This window comes from Desulfocurvus sp. DL1XJH-121 (assembly GCF_054819825.1).
Genome location: NZ_JBTVWW010000007.1, coordinates 109,341 through 125,608, shown reverse-complemented (window position 1 = coordinate 125,608; position 16,268 = coordinate 109,341). Strand labels below are relative to the sequence as shown.

Here is a 16,268-nt window from a genome sequence, read left to right as displayed (position 1 = left end):
TGGCATGGATTGCGGAAACGGACGCCTTGAAGCTCTCGTGGCCCGTGTCCGCCCTTTCCCGGGAGCGGGCCGTCCTTTCGGGCCAGGCACAGGACGCGGTCCAGTACCGCTTTTTCGCCGAGGCGGGCGAAGTAGTAGGTACATAATACCCTTTCCTCCGTGAAAACGGTATGGGTTGGCAAAAAGGAGTATTGCTATGACCAAGAAGATTCTCATCATCTGCGGCGATTTTGTCGAGGATTACGAGGTGATGGTGCCCTTCCAGGCGCTCCAGGCCATGGGCTTCGCGGTGGACGCCGTGTGCCCCGGCAAGAAGGCCGGCGACGTCGTGGCCACAGCCATCCACGATTTCGAGGGCCATCAGACCTACTCGGAAAAGCCCGGCCACAATTTCGCCCTCACCGCGGCCTTCGACCAGATCAAGCCCGAGGACTACGCCTGCCTGGTCATCCCCGGCGGCCGCGCCCCCGAATACCTGCGCCTGGACGACAAGGTCCTGGCCCTGGTGCGCCATTTCATGGATGCGGGCAAGGTCATCGGCGCCATCTGCCACGGGCCCCAGCTGCTTGCGGCGGCGGGCTGCCTTGACGGTAAGAAGGTCTCGGCCTACCCTGCTTGTGCTCCGGAAGTCGCTCTCGCGGGTGGCGAATACGCCGCCCTGCAGATGGACGAGGCGATTGTGGACGGCAACCTGGTGACCGCCCCGGCCTGGCCCGCCCACCCCGCCTGGATCCGCAAGATCGCGGAACTCCTGGGGTAGCTGTGAACCGCAGGGGCGGCATAGGGGGATGCTCCATGTGCGACATCTATTCGTCCACGCCTCCGGCGCGCTACGAATCCATCACGCGCTCGGTGCGCCTGCACGGCGGAGTGACCAGCGTCCGGCTGGAGCGCGCCTTCTGGATCATCCTCGAAGAAGTCGCGGCCTCCCAGGGGCTGACCCTGCCCAGGTTCCTGGAAAACCTCCACGACGAGGCCCGGGCCCGCCACGGCGAGATCAACAACTTCGCCTCCCTGCTGCGCGTGGTCTGCACCACCTACCTCAGCGACGTCTCGCCGGGGCTGCGGCAAGTCGGTTGAACAAGAAGGCCTCCGGCGGCTCAAGGGGGTAACCCCCTAGCGCTGCTGTCCCCATCCCTAAGGCCGTGTGTTCACTTCGTTCCACACCGCCCAAGGGCTGGAGGCTGGGAATCCCTGTATGGAGTGACAAGAAACAAACAGCTCCGGCCTGGGTTCAGGCCGGAGCTGTTTGGCTTATTGAATCAAACTAAAAATTGGTGCATCTTGTTAGAAACAAAAATATAGCAAATTTTATATAAGCAGGAGGATTAACTATGGATTATGCACAAGAATCAAAAATGATTCTGGAGAGAATCTACGCTGCGGGAAAAGATATAGAGTTGCCCGTTCCGTCGGGAAAAGGTGTTGTTTCAATTACGCTTTATCCAAGCCATGGAAGATACAATTTTGACGGGCTACACTATCCAACTGTTGATGCTCTTTATGATGAACTCGTAGAGTCATATAGGCCTCGTCAAAATGAAAACGGCGTAGAGTATGATTTGTATCTAGACCTACAGCATTTTGATCCAGGAGTATTGTAGGTCTTGAAATACTATTAATTTTTCTCCCCAACAACCAGCAGCCGCGTGCTCACGGCCAGCATTTCCGGGGTTTCGGCGTGGTCGTGGAATAGGGATTGGGCGATGGTGAAGGCTTCGGGGTCCTGGTAGAGGGCCCGGAGTTGGTTCTGGTCCGGGGGGAAGGACAGGAAGGGGCAGGTGGCGGCCAGGGTGGTGACCGTGAGGCCGTTGGATTCGTAGAGGGAGCGGATTTCGTCCGGGGTGAAGGCGCGCAGGGGGAAGCCTGCCTTGAAGCTCGCGCGGCCCGTGTCGGCCATTTCTTTGGAACGGGGCCAGTCGCCCTTTTGGGCCAGGTCCAGGGCGCGGCGGAAGCGGTTGGCCACGTCGCAGGCCACAAAGCCGCCCGGCCTGGTCACGCGGCGCATTTCGTTGAGCGCCCTGCCCGCGTCGCCGCACAGGCCCAAGGGTTCGCCCAGGGCCAGCACCAGATCGAAATGCGCGTCGGGCAGCTCGCCCATGTCGCAGATGTCCATGACCAGGCAGGCGTCCACGCTGTCGGCCACGCCGCGCTCGCGCACCTGTTCCCGGGCCACGCGCACCATCTCGGGCGAGAAATCCGTGAGGGTGGTCCTGTGCCCGGCCTCGGCCAGGCGGAAGACCCAGCGCCCCGTGCCGCACCCCGCCTCCAGGACCCGCGCCCCGCTCGCAGGCAGCAGCGGCTCGATGAACCGCCAGCAGGCCTCCTCGTAGAGGGCGTTCATGGGCGAGAAGCCCTTGCCGCGCATCTGCTCCACGCGGTCCAGGGCCTTGGAATCCCAGAAATTACGCAGCGCGCGCCGCGCTTCGTCGCTCATGATCCGTCCCCCAGGCCTCCAGCCCCCGGGCGGCGTGAAGCGCGTCCAGGGGCCGGGGCGGCGCAGGAGGCGCCGGAGTTTATCCTACAAGAAGGTCTCCGGTTCCCTGCGCTCCGAACAATTGTCGAACAGTTTCTTGTTGATCGCCGCGATGGCGGGCGCGTCCATGACGCGCGCCCCCGTGGGGCAGGCCCGCACGCAGGCCATGCACATGATGCAGGCCGCCGCGTCCGTCTTGGGCTCCTCGTCCACGGTGATGGCCCCGGTGGGACAGACCTCGGCGCAGCCGCCGCACAGCTCGCAGAGCTCCATGTCCACGCTCGGGCAGATGGGCGGATCGAACTGCCCGGTACCCTCGCGATAGGGCTTCTTGCCGGGAACCTTCAATTTCTTGATGGATTTGGCGGAGTGCAGCTCCTCCAGCTTGACCAGGACGTCGCCGCCCAGGCGCATGGCCGCGCCCAGGTCCGGGGAGTCGGGCCGCCCGGCGGCCACGGGCATGGCGTCGCTGCTGAAGGAATGTTCGGCGATGAACGCGCCGGCGGCCACGGGCTTGAACCCGGCCTCCGTGGCCAGCTCCCGGAGCTCCAGAAGCGCGTCGTCGTAGTGGCGGTTGCCGTAGCTCACCACCAGCACCGCCGGAATCCCGCCCCCCTTGATCTTCTGCAGCCGCTCCACGGCCGTGGCGGGCACGCGCCCCGAATACACGGGCACGCCGATGACCACCAGGGTCTCTTCCTGATCGCTGAAGTCCGGCTCCGGCGCGTCAGGGAGAGTCAGGTCCCATTCCTCGGACAGCCCCACGCCAGCCCCCGCGGCCACGGCTGTCACCACGCGGCGGGTGCCGCCGGTGGGAGAAAAGAATACGCCCTGAACTTTGCGTATCTGCATAATATCATAGCTCCTTTTGTTCTTGTCTGGCTCGGTTTCCGAATCCGGCTCAGGCCTGTCGGCGTCTTTGTGTGTCCAATGCCAAAGTTGGCTGCCGCCAACCACTATCCTACCTGGGCATAGCCCTTCCAACCGCAGGGGGTATCTCCTTCCCCTGCGCCGGGTTGTGGGCTATCCCGGGGGAATGATTATTTCCGCCTCCCGGCGAACGGACATCCCCGCCTTCTACGCCCGCTGGTTCATGAACCGGCTGCGCCAGGGCTGGTGCGCGGTGCCCTCGCCCTATGCCCACGCGCGCGTGGCGCGGGTCTCCCTGCGGCCCCAGGACGTGGACGCCCTGGTTTTCTGGACGCGCAACCCGCTGCCCATGCTTCCTTTTCTCGACGAATTGAAGCAGGACTTCAAGTTTTATTTCCAGGTCACGCTCCTGGACGAGCCCCGGGCCCTGGCTCCGCGCTGCCCGGACGCCGCCAGCGGCCTGGAGGCCATCCTGCGCCTGTCCCGGGCCGTGGGGCCCGAGCGCGTGGTCTGGCGCTACGATCCCATCTGCCTGTGCCGGGCCACGGACGCGGCGCATCACCTCGCGGCTTTCGACGGCCTGTCCCGCAGGCTCGCGGGACGCGTGCGTCACTGCGTCATCAGCTTCTTTGCGCCCTACGTCAAGGCCGTTCGTCGCATTGTCGGCCTGGGGGTACCCGAATTGTTGCCGGAACCCTTGCCCTGCGCGGCGATGTCGTCCCTGGCGGGCCGGTTGGCGGAGCTGGCCAGCGCCCGGGGAATGGCCCTCGAATGGTGCTGCCCGCCTCGGGGCGCGGCCCTGCCTCCGGGCGTGTCCCGCGGGGCCTGCATCGATCCGGAAATCCTGGCGGACCTTGGCGCGCCCGCGCCTTCCGGCACGGATCGGGGCCAGCGCCCGGGCTGCGGCTGCGCGCCCTCCCGAGACGTCGGCATGTACGATTCCTGCGTACACGGCTGCGCCTATTGCTACGCCACGTCCTCCCCGGGGCGTGCCAGGGCCAATTTCGCGGCCCACGATCCCCTTTCCCCGTCCCTGGTGGGCCGCCATCTGCCGGACCAGGGCTCCCTCTTCGACCTCTAGCCCCCGGCCCGCTCCTTTCGGAAACGGGGCAAGGGGCGAAAAAACCAGGTAATATGATTTTAGGCCCGTCATTAGCGGCTATTTTCGCGAAACCCCATTGACACGATGATCCCGGGCGCGCATACTGAAGGCAATTTCGTGACCCGGTTTTAGCCATCGGGCCGCCCTTCCCGTCCCGGCACGGGGCGCGGAATCCGGTCCGTAACCGTAACGGGGGATACCCACATGGCCAAGGCGACCGCAACGGGCAGGAAAAGAACAGGAAAGGCAGCAAGGCCCGCGCCCCTTCCCACGTACCTGGGGTTGGTGGAGGAAGTCCGGCAACGCCAGATCATGGAGGGGAACTTCGACTGCTTCGGCAGGGCGCAATCGGGCTTCTGCGACCAGGCGAATTGCTTCTATCGTCAGGAATGCCTGGATATTTCAAAGAAAATGGACGCCTGACGAAAGGTTTCACGCACGCACGGCATCCCGGAAAGCGGCCCCGCCCCCCGCGGGCCGCGAACACGGCGGGCCCGGCTCCCCCTTGCTGAGCCGGGCCCGCTCTTCGTTCCCTCCCGGCGCGGATCAGGCCTTTCCCCGCCCGCGCACCAGCATCTTGACCCCCTCCATGGAAACGAACACCAGGGCCGCGCACGCGGCGATGAACCCCGCGTCCCCGGCCGAGGGCAGGGCCACGCCGAAGGCCCTGCGCACGGGCTCGAAGCAGACCAGCACGCCCAGGAGCGCGGCCTCCCAGACCACAGAGGCCACGAGCCAGAAATGAGGCGGCGCCCGGAATACGCTGTAGCGCATGGAGCGGAAATTCAGGGCGATGACCAGCTCCACCACGAAGAACAGGAAGAACAGCTCGCTACGGGCGTGCTCGATGTCTTTGAAATCGTGGAAGAAGACCCACAGGAACAGGGGGATCTCGATGAGCACGGCCATGAGCGTGAAGGCCTTCACGTCCCAGGTGAACACGCTCTCCCCTGGGGCGCGCGGCGGGCGGCTCATGAGGTCCGGGTCCGGCGGGGCCACGCCCAGGGCCAGGGCGGGCAGCCCGTCCGTGGCCAGGTTGATGTACAGGATGGCCGCGGGCAGCAGCGGCAGGTATTCCGGCCCCATGACCAGCACGGCCCCGCCGATGACGGCCACCTCCGTGATGTTGCAGCGCAGGAGGAACGTAAGGTATTTCTTTATGTTGTCGTATATCCAGCGCCCCAGTTCCACGGCCTGCACGATGGAGGCGAAGTTGTCGTCCGTGAGCACCATGTCCGCAGCCTCGCGCGCCACCTCCGTGCCGGACACGCCCATGGCCACGCCGATGTCCGCGTGCTTCAGGGCCGGGGCGTCGTTGACCCCGTCCCCGGTCATGGCCACCACCTCGCCCCGGGCCTTGAAGGCGCGCACGATCTTGAGCTTGTCCATGGGCGAGACCCGGGCGTACACGCTGATGCGCTCTACCTGTGCCTGGAGCTCCTCATCGGACATCGTGGCCAGTTCCTCACCCGTGACGAGCAGGTCGCCCTCGCGGTAGATGCCGATCTCCCGGGCCACGGCCTGGGCCGTGAGGCGGTGGTCCCCGGTGATCATCACCGGCCGGATGCCCACCTCCCGGCACACGGCCACTGCCCGCACCGCCTCCTCCCGGGGCGGGTCCATCATCCCGGCCAGGCCCAGGAAGACCATCCCTTGCTCCACGGTTTCGCGTTCGGGCACCCCCCCGGCCCCGCAGGGCTTCCAGGCCAGGCCCAGCACGCGGCGGGCGTTGGCCGCCATGGTCCGCCAGGCCTCGCGCACGGCCTCGCGGTCCGCCTCGGTCATGGGCCGCTCGCCCTGCCCCTCGGCCACGCGGTCGCAGCGCTCCAGCACGCGCTCGGGTGCGCCCTTCATGTACGCGTCCAGCGCGCCGGCCGGCCCCTGGCAGACCACGGACATGCGCTTGCGCTCCGAGGAAAAGGGAATTTCCATCACGCGCGGGCGCTCCCGGCGCAGGGCGTCCTTGTCCAGCCCGGCCTTCATGGCCGCCACCAGCAGTGCGCCCTCGGTGGGCCCGCCGGACACGCTCCAGCCCCGCTCGTCCCGGCGCAGGTCCGCGTCGCTGCACAGCACGCAGGCCGTGAGCAGCCTCCTGGCGGCCCGGGGCAGGTCCGCCGGGGCCAGGGGGCCGGAATCGCCCTCCAGGCCGCCCTCGGGCGCGTAACCCCGGCCCGAGAAGCGCACGTGCCCGTCCAGGGTCACCACGCGGCGCACGGTCATCTCCCCGCGCGTCAGGGTGCCTGTCTTGTCCGAGCAGATGACCGTGGTGCAGCCCAGGGTCTCCACGGCGGGCATGCGCCGCACCAGGGCCCCGTGGCGGGCCATGCGGCGCATGCCGATGGCCAGGGCGCCCGTGACGATGGCCGCCAGGGCCTCGGGCACGGCGGCCACGGCCAGGGCCACGGCGAACATGACCACGGTGACCGCGAAGGACAGGTCCAGCTTCCCGGCCAGGGCCTCGCGCCCCATGGACAGCCCGGCCACCAGCACGCAGATGGAAAGCGCGGCCAGGCCCAGCCAGCGCCCGATCTCGGCCGTGCGCCGCTCCAGGGGCGTGGGCTCGCGCTCCACCGAGGCCACCTCCCCGGCGATGCGCCCGAAGGCGGTGCGCATGCCCGTGGCCGTGACCACCCCCCGGCCCCGGCCGTAGGTCACGGTGGCGCCCGTGAAGACCATGTTCACGCGGTCGCCCGTGGGGATGTCGGCGGGCAGCGGGTCCAGGGACTTGCGCACGGGCATGGACTCGCCCGTGAGCGGGGCCTCGTCGCAGGCCAGGGAGTGGCACTCCACCAGCCGGGCGTCCGCCGGCACCCGGTCCCCGGCCTCCAGGAGCAGCACGTCCCCGGGCACCACCTCGCGGGTGGGTATCTCCACGGCCCGGCCGCCGCGAAGGACCCGCACAGAGGGCGAGAGCATGCGCCTGAGCGCCTCCAGGGCGCGTTCGGCCCGGTATTCCTGCGTGAACCCCAGAAGCGCGCAAAAGACCACGATGGCCGCGATGATGGCCGCGTCCACCACCTCGCCCACCAGGGCCGACAGCGCGATGGCCGCCAGCAGGATGATCATCAGCACGTTCTTGAACTGCCCCAGGAACAGGGCCAGGGGCGAGGTGCGCTCCTCGCGGGCCAGCTCGTTGGGCCCGTGCTCGGCCAGGCGCGCTGCGGCGTCCTCGGCGCAGAGGCCCGCAAGAGGGTCCGCGCCCAGGCGCCTTACGGCTTCCGGGACATCCAGGGCATGCCAGGACTCTTCGCTCATGGGACCTCCGCACGGGCCGCAGGGTATTGGTCCATGCTAGTCATGGCACAGCCGGGCGCTCCTGTCAGCAAGGAAACCCGCAGGGACGGGGCGGGCGCAGGCAACCGGAAATTGAAACGGAAACGGTGGCTTATCCGGGAACCGCGCCAGTGGCTCGCCGCGCGGCAATGGGAAAAGCCCCCTCCGGTAGGCACGGAGGGGGCTTCAAGGGGCGGGCCGGGGAACGTCCCCGGCCCCAGGCTTGGTCGGCTTGGTTAGGCGTTCTTGAGTTCCTGGACCAGGTCGTTGAGCTCCATCATCTGGCTGGAGAGCTCGCGCACGGCCTCGGCCGTCTGGGCCACGCCCTGCGACGTCTCCATGGTGATGCGGTTGACCTCGTCTATGGAACGGTTGATCTGTTCGCTGGTGGCGGACTGTTCCTCGGCCGCCGTGGCGATGCCCTGGATCTGGTCGGCGCTGATCTCCACGCCGTTGACGATCTCGCCCAGGACCTTGCCGGACTCGTTGGTCAGCTCCACGACCTTGTCCATGTCCTGCGCGGCCTGATCCACGGATTCGATGTTCTGGCGCGCCCCCTCCTGGATGGCGCGGATGGAGTCGCCCACCTCCTTGGTGGCGCCCATGGTCTTTTCGGCCAGCTTGCGCACCTCGTCGGCCACCACGGCGAAGCCCCGGCCCGCGTCGCCCGCGCGCGCGGCCTCGATGGCCGCGTTGAGCGCCAGGAGGTTGGTCTGGTCGGCGATGTCCTCGATGACGTTCATGATGTTGCCAATGGCCTCGGCCTGCTGGCCCAGGTGGCCCATGTTCTCCTTGAGCTGCAGGGTCTGCGCCTGCGTGACCTTCATGGCCTCGATGGACCGGCGTACGATATCCGCGCCACTTTGGGCCTTGGTCTTGGCCTCCACGCCCACCTCGGCGGCCTCGCCGGAGTTCTTGGCCACCTCAAGCACCGTGGCGTTCATCTCCTCCATGGCCGTGGCCGTCTCGGAGATGCGTTCGCTCTGGATCTCCGCGCCGTGGCGGATCTCGTCGGACTGGGCCGAGATTTCCTCGGAAGCGGCGGCCACACGGGCCACCACGGCCTCCAGGCGCTCGGCGGCCTGGTGCATGCCCTCGCTCTTGGCGCGTTCGGCCTGCTTGCGGGCTTCCTCGGCCTCGGCCGTGGCGATCTCCGCGTCCCGGGCCTTCTGTTCGGCAGCGGCGCTCTTGGCCTCGATCTCCTTGATGTTCTCGGCCAGGGTGGAGATCATCTGGTCCAAGGCGTTCTCCAGGCGGGTGATCTCGTCGCGGCCCACCACCATCACGTGCACGTCCAGGTTGCCCTGGGCCACTTCCTGGGCGTTGGCCGTGGCCAGCTTCAGGGGGCCGAGGATGCTGCGCACGATGAACACGGCCAGGGGCAGGATCAGGAACAGGAAGACCACGCCCACGGAGACGCCCACCGTGGTCAGGGCCGCGGTAAGGATGGCGTTGAGGTCGGTGTCGATGCGGTTACGCTCGGTTTCGATGCTGTCCACGTAGATGCCCGTGGCCAGGGTGTATTCAGAGTCGCCGATGAACAGGGCGTAGGCCATCTTGGGGCTGGATTCCTTTTCACCGGGCTTGGGGAACCAGTAGGTCACGAACCCGCCGCCCTTTTGGGCTTTATCGATCATTTCCCTGGTATAGTAGTTGCCCTTGGTGTCCTGCTGGTTGAGCCCCCCGGTTCCCACCAGGGCCGCGTTCACGCCATGGGCCACGATGAGGCCCTGGGTGTTGTAGATGAAGAAGTAGCCGTCCGTGCCGTAGCGCACGCTTGCGACGACCTCCTGGAACGCTTCCTCAGGGTTTCCGCCCTGCTGCCGGGAAAGGTTGTAGACCCTTTCCAGATCGGTGGCCATGGACTGGCAGGAGAACTGGAGGGTGCGCTCGTATCCCTGGGTCATGACCACCTGGGCCTCGTGCAGGGAGGCGTTCTTCACACTGGTCATATAGAACGAGAAAGCGAGGCAAATTGCCAAGGAAAACAGGATCATGAAAAGAACAAGAAAGATCATTCGCGCGGTGATGGTGAATTTCCTGAGCATCTTTACTCCTCCTGTGAACTATGCAGTACGGTATCAGCCTGATTTTATAATATACATAAAAATTCTAGGGTGACAAGAAAATGTCAGCAAATATTTATCATGGTACGCAGTGTTGCCTTCTGAAAACAGCGTGACATATAAGATATCGCGCATTGTGTATTTATTTTGCGCTTAAATAATGCAATTCATACAACGAATTGAATGAAAAACGCCGTTTGAATCCATATTTTACAACGTGAATGTGCAACAGGGCGCGATGGAAAAACATATTTCCATCGATGGAAGACGCGGCGAATCCCGGACGCGGGAAAACGCGCGGCTCAGAGGAAGAAGGGAGAAATCAGGAGAATTCGGTCACGTAGCGGTACATGACCCAGAAATGCGAGCACGTGCCCAGGAGCACGAAGATGTGGAACAGCTCATGGAAGCCGAACCGGCCCGGCCAGAAGTCCGGGCGCTTGAGGGCGTAGATTACGCCCCCGGCGGTGTAGAACAGTCCCCCGGCCAGAAGCCAGGCCAGGGCGCCGGGCTGCAGGCTCCGGACCAGGGGGTAGACCCCGATGACCACCAGCCAGCCCATGAGCACGTATGTGCCCGTGTACAGGAACCGGGGGGCCTGCATCCAGAACAACTTGAACACCAGCCCGGCCACGGCCAGCCCCCAGACCACCCCGAACAGGCTCCAGCCCCAGGGCCCACGAATGGGGATCAGGCAGATGGGCGTGTACGTCCCCGCGATGAGGAAGAAGATCATGATGTGGTCCAGGGTGCGCAGGCGCGGGGTGCGCTTCTCGCCGTAGGGGATCAGGTGGTAGCAGGAACTGGCCAGGTACAGGCCGATGGCCGTGGCCCCGAACACCGAGAAGCTCACCAGGTGCCAGGGCTTGGCCGGGTCGGAGGCCTTGACCAGGAGCAGCACGAGCCCGGCCACGGCCAGGATCGCCCCGGCCAGGTGCGTGAGCCCGCTCACCGGGTCGCGCAAGGCTTTGAAAAATCGTTTCATGCCGCCTCCCACGTCTTCCAAGGACCACTTTAGCAGGCTTATTACATGTCTCCGGACGCCGCGTCCACCCCTCCGGGGCCTTTTGGAGGCTCGTCGAGCCTGAAGCGGATGCGCAGCATCCCGTCCTCGAAGCTGTGGGAGACCAGCCGGAAGGCGCCCACCTGCGAGGTCCGGGCCACGTGCTCGCCGCTGCACGGGCAGGCGTCGTAGTCCCCCACGCGCACGATGCGCACGCTGTCCACGTCCGGGTCGGGCAGGCGGCCGAGGTCGAATTCCCGCGCGGCCACGTCCCGGGCCACGGCTTCGGCGGACACGGCCATGTCGCGGGCCAGGGCGTCGTTCACGCGCGCCTCCAGCTCCCGGGCCTCCCCGGGGGCCAGGGGCCGCTCGAAGCGATAGTCGCACTTGGACTTCTTGGGATTCACGTGGGCCGAAAAGCAGCGCCCGCATCCGAACATGCGGACCATGGTCTGGTTCAGGACGTGCTCCGCCGTGTGCATGCGCGGGGCCTTCTGGGAACTCATAAAGGACTCCTTGGTGTTGCCCGTTCCCTTCCGGCATAGTCTGCCGCGCCCGGGCCGTAAAGACTTGAATCCTCACTCCCCATGCCGTAGAAATCCTGTGTGCGCCGCTTCATCGGCGCCCACCGAGGACCCACTCCCATGCATGCATCAAACAACGACGCGCATTGCTCCGAACCCCGCCTGGACCGCCGCTTGGACCTCTATTCCTGCCTGCATTGCGGCTGGACCTACCGCCCCTCGCGGGGCTGCCCCGAGGCCGGCCTGGCCCCGGGCGCGGACTTCGCCCAGGTGGACCCCGGGTTCACCTGCCCCAAATGCGGGGCGCCCTTGAAGGATTTCGCCATCCGCGATAGGGACGAATGACCATGGCCGGAAACAAGATCGTGCTGCACATCGGCAGCGGGCTGAACAAGCCCGGGAAGCTGCCCCCCGCGTTTTCCTCCAAGGAATGGAAAGTGTTGAGCCTGGACCCGACGCCCGAATCCCGTCCGGATTTCGTGGCGGACCCCAGGGACATGCGCATCGTGGGGCCGCAGTCCGTGGACGGGGTCTTTTCGGCCCACGAGCTGGTTCGCATGCCGCCCCATCACGTTCCCCGGGCCCTGGCCGAAATCCGGCGCGTGCTGCGCCCCGGCGGCCTGGCCGTGATTTCCGTGCCCGATCTGCAGCAGGCCGCCGCCATGGTGGCCGAGGGCAAGGCCGAGGAGGCGCTCTACTCCACGCCCCTGGGGCCGGTGATGCCCCTGGACATGATCTACGGGCACCGCGCGGCCATGGCCAAGGGCAACCGCTTCCTGGCCCACGGCATCGGATTCACCGCCGAGACCCTGGCCGGAGCCTTGTCCGGGGCCGGGTTCGGGGACGTGAAGGTCGTCCGCGATCCCCAGTCGTTCTCCCTCTGGGCCACGGCGAGGAACGCCGCGTCCGGCACCGCCGCGCCCGAGGGCGCCGACCCGGTGGACGACGTTTCCGAGCCGGACGGCCCCTTCGGCATCTAGCCCTCTTCCCCTCCGCGCCCATTTTCCGCGTTCAGGTCTTGCGTTTTCCCCTGCCCGTGCTATTTTATTGAGAACGTTTACTATGTTCAAACCCCGCCAAGGAGGCCATGATGGACAAGTGGGAATGCCCTTGCGGCTATGTCTATGATCCCGAGGAAGGCGACGTGGAGAACGGCGTGCAGCCCGGAACCCCGTGGGAGCAGGTGCCCGAGGACTGGGTCTGTCCCAAGTGCGGCGCGGAAAAGGAATATTTCGAGAAAGTCGAATAACAACGGCGCGGCCCCCGGAGAGAATCCGGGGGCCGCGTTGCTTTTATGTCCCGGCGGGGCTCAGGCCTTGCCGTTGCGCCGCGCCAGAAGCAGGGAAAAATACTGCGGATGGGCCCCTTCCGGGTCCATGTCGCTCTGGATGCGTTCCCCCTCCTGCCCGCAGTTGGAGACCAGGACGGCCGATTCGCGCAGGCCCGTCTCGTCCAGGGCCGCCAAGATGTCGTCGAAATGCTTGTAGGCCTTGAGCACCACCACGCTGTCCGCCGTGCGCGCGGCCTTGCGCAGGGCGTCCCCGCCCTTGGCCCCGGAGACCACGGCCAGGGTCTCCTCGGCCTCGGCCAGCACCGTGCCCGCGGCGGCCGCCGCCGCGCAGTAGGACGTCACCCCGGGCACCACCTCCACCGGGGCCTTGGAATCCAGCCCGCGCAGGGTGCGCAGGAGATAGCCGAAGGTGCTGTAGGTCAGCGGATCCCCCAGGGTCAGGAAGGCCACGGACAGCCCGGCGCGCAGGTCCGCCAGCACGGCCCGGGCGTTTTCCGTCCAGGCCGCGTCCAGGGCGGCCTTGTCGCGGGTCATGGGAAAGGCCAGGGTCTCCACCTCCACTCCCGGGCGCAGATGCGGCCGCACGATGCCGTGGGACACGGAGTGGGTGTTCTTGCTGGAGCGCGCCGCATAGACCTTGTGGGCCTCGCCCAGCACGCGCACGGCCTTGACCGTGAGCAGCTCGGGATCGCCCGGGCCCACGCCCACGCCGTACAATATTCCGTAATCCATTACTTTTCCTTTTGTTTATCAAAATTCCGAAAATTATTCTTCCCAGGCCGTTCAAAAATAGTGAGATGCAAGGCGCAAGAAAAATTCAAGACCGAAGCGTACTCCCCGTACGTGAGGGTTTGAATTTTTCGCAGCAACGCAGCAGATCGCTGTTTTTCAACGGCCTGGGTGCAGAAATTCCGCCAGTTCTTCCACGGCCCGCACCGCGTTGGGGCCGGGCCGGGAATACAGGCCCTCGTCCACGGTGAGCACCCTGCCCCGGCGCACGGCGGGCAGGGACGCCAGAAGCGGCCGCTCGGCCGGGGGCAGGGGATTTTTGTTCATGGCCCCGCTCTGGACCACGTACACGTCCGGGTCGAGGCCGTACACGGCCTCCTCGCCCAGGCGCACCATCTTCTTGGACGAATCCACGGCGTTCTCCCCGCCCGCGCGGCGGATCACGTCGTCCACGATGCCCCCGCGCCCGGCGGCCAGCAGGCTCTGGGCGCGGACCTCGAAAAACACCCTGGGCCGCCCGGGCTCCGGCCCCAGCCGCGAGGCCACGGCGTCCAGCCGCGCGCGCATGGAGTCCGTGAGCGCCCCGGCCTCGGCCTCGGCCCCTGCCAGCGCGCCCAGGGACTGGACGGCCTGGAACAATTCCTCGAAATTCCTGGGGTTGTACACCGCCACGGTAAGGCCGTGCTCGCGCAGGGCGGCCACGGCCTGGGCGGCCTGGCTGCGCCCGGCCAGTTGCACCACCAGATCGGGCCTGAGGCCCAGCACCAGCTCCAGGCTGGGGCGCATGTGCGTACCCACGCTGGGCAGGGCCGCGAGCCCGGGCACGGTTTCGTCCGCCATGGTGCGCCCCACCAGCCGGTCCCCCAGGCCCATGGCCAGGTACAGCTCCGAAAACGCCCCGTACAGGCAGAGGATGCGCCGGGCCGGGGCCGCAAGTTCGATCCGCGCGCCCTGCCCGTCCACGGCCCGCACGCCCCCGGCCGATGCGGGCCGGGCGGCGGGGAGCAGCAGGACGAGGAACAGCAGCGCGGCCATCAGCCGTCTACCCATTGAAAACCTCCCGCATATGGCTGGCCCCGGGCACCCAGTGCGCCTGGGGGGCGCCCGTGCCCGGGTGCGGGGCCACCTGGATGCGCGTGCCGTAGATGCGGGTCAGGGTGTCGGCGTCGAAGACCTCCTCCACCTTCCCGGACACGGCCACGACCCCGTCCTTCAGGAAATGCAGCTCGTCGCAGTACAGGGCCGCGAGGTTCAGGTCGTGCACGGCCACCAGGGCGGCGCGCCCGGCGTCGGCCAGCTCCCGCAGCAGGTCGAACAGGGCCACGGTGCCCGCCATGTCCATGCTGGCCGTGGGTTCGTCCAGGAGCAGCACCTCGGCCTCCTGGGCCAGGGCGCGGGCCACGAGCACGCGCTGGAACTCGCCCCCGGAAATCTGATCCACGGGCCGGTCCCAGAGCCCGGGAACGCCGGCCAGGCGCAGGGCCTCGCGGGCCACGGCGATGTCCCGGTCCGAGGCCCGGCCCAGAAGCCCCTGATGCGCGTAGCGGCCCATGAGCACCACCGAGGAACAGCGCAGGGCGAAGGTGGTCTCGGCGCGCTGGGGCACGCAGGCGATGCGCCGGGCGCGCTGGCGCGGGGCCATGGAATGCACTTCGCACTGTTCGCCCGGCCCGGTCCAAAGCACGCGGCCCGCAGCGGGCGCGAGGACCCCGGAGAGGGTCGAGAGCAGCGTGGTCTTGCCGCTGCCGTTGGGGCCGAGGAGCCCGGTGATGGTGCCCGGCCCGAGGCGCAGGTCCACGCCCGAGAGCACCGTGCGCCCCTGGTGGGCGCAGGAAAGGTGTTCGGCCCGGATCACAGCGCGCCTCCCCTGGCCCGCCGCCTGAGCAGCAGGCAGAAGAACGGCCCGCCGAACAGGGCCGTGACCACGCCCACGGGCAGTTCCTGCCCGCCGGGCAGCAGCACCCGCGCCAGCACGTCGGACCAGATGAGGGCCACGCCCCCGGCCAGGGCCGATGCGGGCACCAATCGGCGGTGCTCCGCGCCCACTGCCATGCGCACCAGGTGCGGCACCACCAGCCCCACGAAGCCGATGACCCCGGACACGGACACGGCCGCGCCAGTGAGCAGGCTGGCCGCCAGGAGCAGGCGCAGGCGCGAACGGTCGGCGTCCAGCCCCAGCATGCGGGCCTGGGCGTCGCCCATGGACAAGAGGTCCACCTCCCGGGCCCAGGCCAGGGCCGCGAGGCCGCCGGCCAGCATGTAGGGCCAGACGAATGCCACGTGGGCCCAGCCCCGGCCCTGGAAGCTGCCCATGACCCAGAACACGATGCCCGTCACGGACTCCTCGTCCAGGGACTTGAGCAGGGAGATGAGCGCCGAAAGGAAGGTGGCCACCACGATGCCCGCCAGGACCACGGTTTCGCGCCGCAACCGCCCGGCCACGCTGCCCAGGGCGATGACCGCCGTCAGCGCCGCCCCGGCCCCGGCCATGGCCGCCAGGGGCAGCAGCCCCACCCCGGCCAGCACGGGCAGGGTTGAAATGCCCAGAAAGATGGCCACGGTGGCCCCGAAGGCCGCGCCCGTGGACACGCCGATGGTGAAGGGGTCGGCCAGGGGGTTTTGGAGGATGCCCTGGAACACGGCCCCGGCCATGGCCAGGGAAGCGCCCGTGAGCCAGGCCAGGCAGGCCCGGGGCAGGCGGATGTCCAGGACCACCACCCCGGCCACGGGGATCGGGTCGGCCAGCCCCCCGGTGAGCCCGGACCAGAGATGGCCCAGGACCTCGCCCGCGGGCACGGACAAGGGGCCGAACAGGCAGGCCAGAAACACCGAAACCACGGAGGCCAGCCCCAGCCCCGCCAGAAGCGGAGTCGTGGCCGCCTGCGCGTGTCCGGCGCCCAGGCGCCCCCTGTCCGTCCCCTGTCCGTTCATGAT

General features: G+C 67.3%; 18 protein-coding genes. 8 read left to right on the top strand and 10 right to left on the bottom strand.

Features of this window, described 5'->3' with window-relative positions:
• Positions 1-196 precede the first annotated feature (196 nt).
• The 3 genes from ACYYG1_RS07005 (at position 197) to ACYYG1_RS06995 (ending at position 1,604) form a co-directional block, all read left to right on the top strand.
• Positions 197-760: a DJ-1/PfpI family protein gene (locus tag ACYYG1_RS07005; protein WP_461209579.1), complete on the top strand. Its 564-nt coding sequence runs from the start codon at positions 197-199 to the stop codon at positions 758-760.
• A gap of 35 nt (positions 761-795) precedes the next feature.
• Complete coding sequence (locus tag ACYYG1_RS07000) at positions 796-1,080, top strand: ribbon-helix-helix domain-containing protein (protein ID WP_461209578.1); 285 nt, start codon at positions 796-798, stop codon at positions 1,078-1,080.
• Between the two features lie 254 nt (positions 1,081-1,334).
• Entirely contained in the window at positions 1,335-1,604 is a 270-nt protein-coding gene (locus tag ACYYG1_RS06995) for a hypothetical protein (protein WP_461209577.1), read from the top strand.
• Positions 1,605-1,618: 14 nt separating this feature from the next.
• Here ACYYG1_RS06995 and ACYYG1_RS06990 read toward each other — a convergent pair whose 3' ends face one another.
• Positions 1,619-2,437 carry a class I SAM-dependent methyltransferase gene (locus ACYYG1_RS06990; protein WP_461209576.1) on the bottom strand — a complete coding sequence of 273 codons (819 nt, stop codon included), beginning with the start codon at positions 2,435-2,437 and terminating at the stop codon, positions 1,619-1,621.
• Between the two features lie 84 nt (positions 2,438-2,521).
• Positions 2,522-3,328 (bottom strand): 4Fe-4S binding protein, encoded by an 807-nt coding sequence (locus tag ACYYG1_RS06985; protein ID WP_461209575.1) that lies wholly within the window; start codon positions 3,326-3,328, stop codon positions 2,522-2,524.
• Positions 3,329-3,512: 184 nt separating this feature from the next.
• On the opposite strand from ACYYG1_RS06985, the gene ACYYG1_RS06980 reads away from it, so the two are divergent.
• Positions 3,513-4,427 (top strand): DUF1848 domain-containing protein, encoded by a 915-nt coding sequence (locus ACYYG1_RS06980; protein ID WP_461209574.1) that lies wholly within the window; start codon positions 3,513-3,515, stop codon positions 4,425-4,427.
• Between the two features lie 225 nt (positions 4,428-4,652).
• Entirely contained in the window at positions 4,653-4,871 is a 219-nt protein-coding gene (locus ACYYG1_RS06975) for a hypothetical protein (protein ID WP_461209573.1), read from the top strand.
• A gap of 123 nt (positions 4,872-4,994) precedes the next feature.
• Here ACYYG1_RS06975 and ACYYG1_RS06970 read toward each other — a convergent pair whose 3' ends face one another.
• The 4 genes from ACYYG1_RS06970 to ACYYG1_RS06955 form a co-directional block, all read right to left on the bottom strand.
• On the bottom strand, positions 4,995-7,703 hold the full coding sequence (locus tag ACYYG1_RS06970) for a cation-translocating P-type ATPase (RefSeq protein ID WP_461209572.1): 2,709 nt from the start codon (positions 7,701-7,703) through the stop codon (positions 4,995-4,997).
• A 254-nt stretch (positions 7,704-7,957) separates the two neighbouring features.
• On the bottom strand, positions 7,958-9,769 hold the full coding sequence (locus tag ACYYG1_RS06965) for a methyl-accepting chemotaxis protein (protein WP_461209571.1): 1,812 nt from the start codon (positions 9,767-9,769) through the stop codon (positions 7,958-7,960).
• A gap of 340 nt (positions 9,770-10,109) precedes the next feature.
• Positions 10,110-10,772, bottom strand: a complete 663-nt coding sequence (trhA, locus tag ACYYG1_RS06960) for a PAQR family membrane homeostasis protein TrhA (protein WP_461209570.1) — start codon at positions 10,770-10,772, stop codon at positions 10,110-10,112.
• A gap of 41 nt (positions 10,773-10,813) precedes the next feature.
• Positions 10,814-11,296, bottom strand: coding sequence for an alanyl-tRNA editing protein (locus ACYYG1_RS06955; protein WP_461209569.1), 483 nt, complete (start codon positions 11,294-11,296; stop codon positions 10,814-10,816).
• A 138-nt stretch (positions 11,297-11,434) separates the two neighbouring features.
• Between ACYYG1_RS06955 and ACYYG1_RS06950 the strand changes: the two genes are divergently transcribed.
• The 3 genes from ACYYG1_RS06950 (at position 11,435) to ACYYG1_RS06940 (ending at position 12,563) form a co-directional block, all read left to right on the top strand.
• Positions 11,435-11,659: a rubredoxin gene (locus tag ACYYG1_RS06950; RefSeq protein WP_461209568.1), complete on the top strand. Its 225-nt coding sequence runs from the start codon at positions 11,435-11,437 to the stop codon at positions 11,657-11,659.
• 2 nt (positions 11,660-11,661) lie between these two features.
• Positions 11,662-12,294: a class I SAM-dependent methyltransferase gene (locus ACYYG1_RS06945; RefSeq protein ID WP_461209567.1), complete on the top strand. Its 633-nt coding sequence runs from the start codon at positions 11,662-11,664 to the stop codon at positions 12,292-12,294.
• A 110-nt stretch (positions 12,295-12,404) separates the two neighbouring features.
• Positions 12,405-12,563, top strand: coding sequence for a rubredoxin (locus tag ACYYG1_RS06940; protein WP_461209610.1), 159 nt, complete (start codon positions 12,405-12,407; stop codon positions 12,561-12,563).
• 60 nt (positions 12,564-12,623) lie between these two features.
• Here the strand turns inward: ACYYG1_RS06940 and cobI are convergent, their stop codons facing one another.
• From cobI to ACYYG1_RS06920, 4 genes are all read right to left on the bottom strand, one after another.
• The gene (gene cobI, locus ACYYG1_RS06935) at positions 12,624-13,337 is read right to left on the bottom strand and encodes a precorrin-2 C(20)-methyltransferase (RefSeq protein ID WP_461209566.1); all 714 of its coding nucleotides are present in this window, start codon (positions 13,335-13,337) and stop codon (positions 12,624-12,626) included.
• 156 nt (positions 13,338-13,493) lie between these two features.
• Entirely contained in the window at positions 13,494-14,384 is an 891-nt protein-coding gene (locus ACYYG1_RS06930) for an ABC transporter substrate-binding protein (RefSeq protein WP_461209565.1), read from the bottom strand.
• Positions 14,377-15,189, bottom strand: a complete 813-nt coding sequence (locus ACYYG1_RS06925) for an ABC transporter ATP-binding protein (RefSeq protein ID WP_461209564.1) — start codon at positions 15,187-15,189, stop codon at positions 14,377-14,379. Before ACYYG1_RS06925 ends, ACYYG1_RS06930 begins: the two co-directional genes overlap by 8 nt.
• The gene (locus ACYYG1_RS06920) at positions 15,186-16,265 is read right to left on the bottom strand and encodes a FecCD family ABC transporter permease (protein WP_461209563.1); all 1,080 of its coding nucleotides are present in this window, start codon (positions 16,263-16,265) and stop codon (positions 15,186-15,188) included. The genes ACYYG1_RS06925 and ACYYG1_RS06920 overlap by 4 nt, the downstream gene beginning before the upstream one ends.
• Positions 16,266-16,268 lie beyond the last annotated feature (3 nt).

Bases quoted from the DNA above. Each gene is read 5' to 3' on its own strand.
- ACYYG1_RS06995 (WP_461209577.1), top strand. From the start codon at position 1,335: ATGGATTATGCACAAGAATCAAAAATGATTCTGGAGAGAATCTACGCT.
- trhA (WP_461209570.1), bottom strand. From the start codon at position 10,772: ATGAAACGATTTTTCAAAGCCTTGCGCGACCCGGTGAGCGGGCTCACG.
- ACYYG1_RS06970 (WP_461209572.1), bottom strand. From the start codon at position 7,703: ATGAGCGAAGAGTCCTGGCATGCCCTGGATGTCCCGGAAGCCGTAAGG.
- ACYYG1_RS06980 (WP_461209574.1), top strand. From the start codon at position 3,513: ATGATTATTTCCGCCTCCCGGCGAACGGACATCCCCGCCTTCTACGCC.
- ACYYG1_RS06930 (WP_461209565.1), bottom strand. From the start codon at position 14,384: ATGGGTAGACGGCTGATGGCCGCGCTGCTGTTCCTCGTCCTGCTGCTC.
- ACYYG1_RS06940 (WP_461209610.1), top strand. From the start codon at position 12,405: ATGGACAAGTGGGAATGCCCTTGCGGCTATGTCTATGATCCCGAGGAA.
- ACYYG1_RS06975 (WP_461209573.1), top strand. From the start codon at position 4,653: ATGGCCAAGGCGACCGCAACGGGCAGGAAAAGAACAGGAAAGGCAGCA.
- ACYYG1_RS07000 (WP_461209578.1), top strand. From the start codon at position 796: ATGTGCGACATCTATTCGTCCACGCCTCCGGCGCGCTACGAATCCATC.
- ACYYG1_RS06955 (WP_461209569.1), bottom strand. From the start codon at position 11,296: ATGAGTTCCCAGAAGGCCCCGCGCATGCACACGGCGGAGCACGTCCTG.
- cobI (WP_461209566.1), bottom strand. From the start codon at position 13,337: ATGGATTACGGAATATTGTACGGCGTGGGCGTGGGCCCGGGCGATCCC.
- ACYYG1_RS06990 (WP_461209576.1), bottom strand. From the start codon at position 2,437: ATGAGCGACGAAGCGCGGCGCGCGCTGCGTAATTTCTGGGATTCCAAG.
- ACYYG1_RS06985 (WP_461209575.1), bottom strand. From the start codon at position 3,328: ATGCAGATACGCAAAGTTCAGGGCGTATTCTTTTCTCCCACCGGCGGC.
- ACYYG1_RS06945 (WP_461209567.1), top strand. From the start codon at position 11,662: ATGGCCGGAAACAAGATCGTGCTGCACATCGGCAGCGGGCTGAACAAG.
- ACYYG1_RS06965 (WP_461209571.1), bottom strand. From the start codon at position 9,769: ATGCTCAGGAAATTCACCATCACCGCGCGAATGATCTTTCTTGTTCTT.
- ACYYG1_RS07005 (WP_461209579.1), top strand. From the start codon at position 197: ATGACCAAGAAGATTCTCATCATCTGCGGCGATTTTGTCGAGGATTAC.
- ACYYG1_RS06920 (WP_461209563.1), bottom strand. From the start codon at position 16,265: ATGAACGGACAGGGGACGGACAGGGGGCGCCTGGGCGCCGGACACGCG.
- ACYYG1_RS06950 (WP_461209568.1), top strand. From the start codon at position 11,435: ATGCATGCATCAAACAACGACGCGCATTGCTCCGAACCCCGCCTGGAC.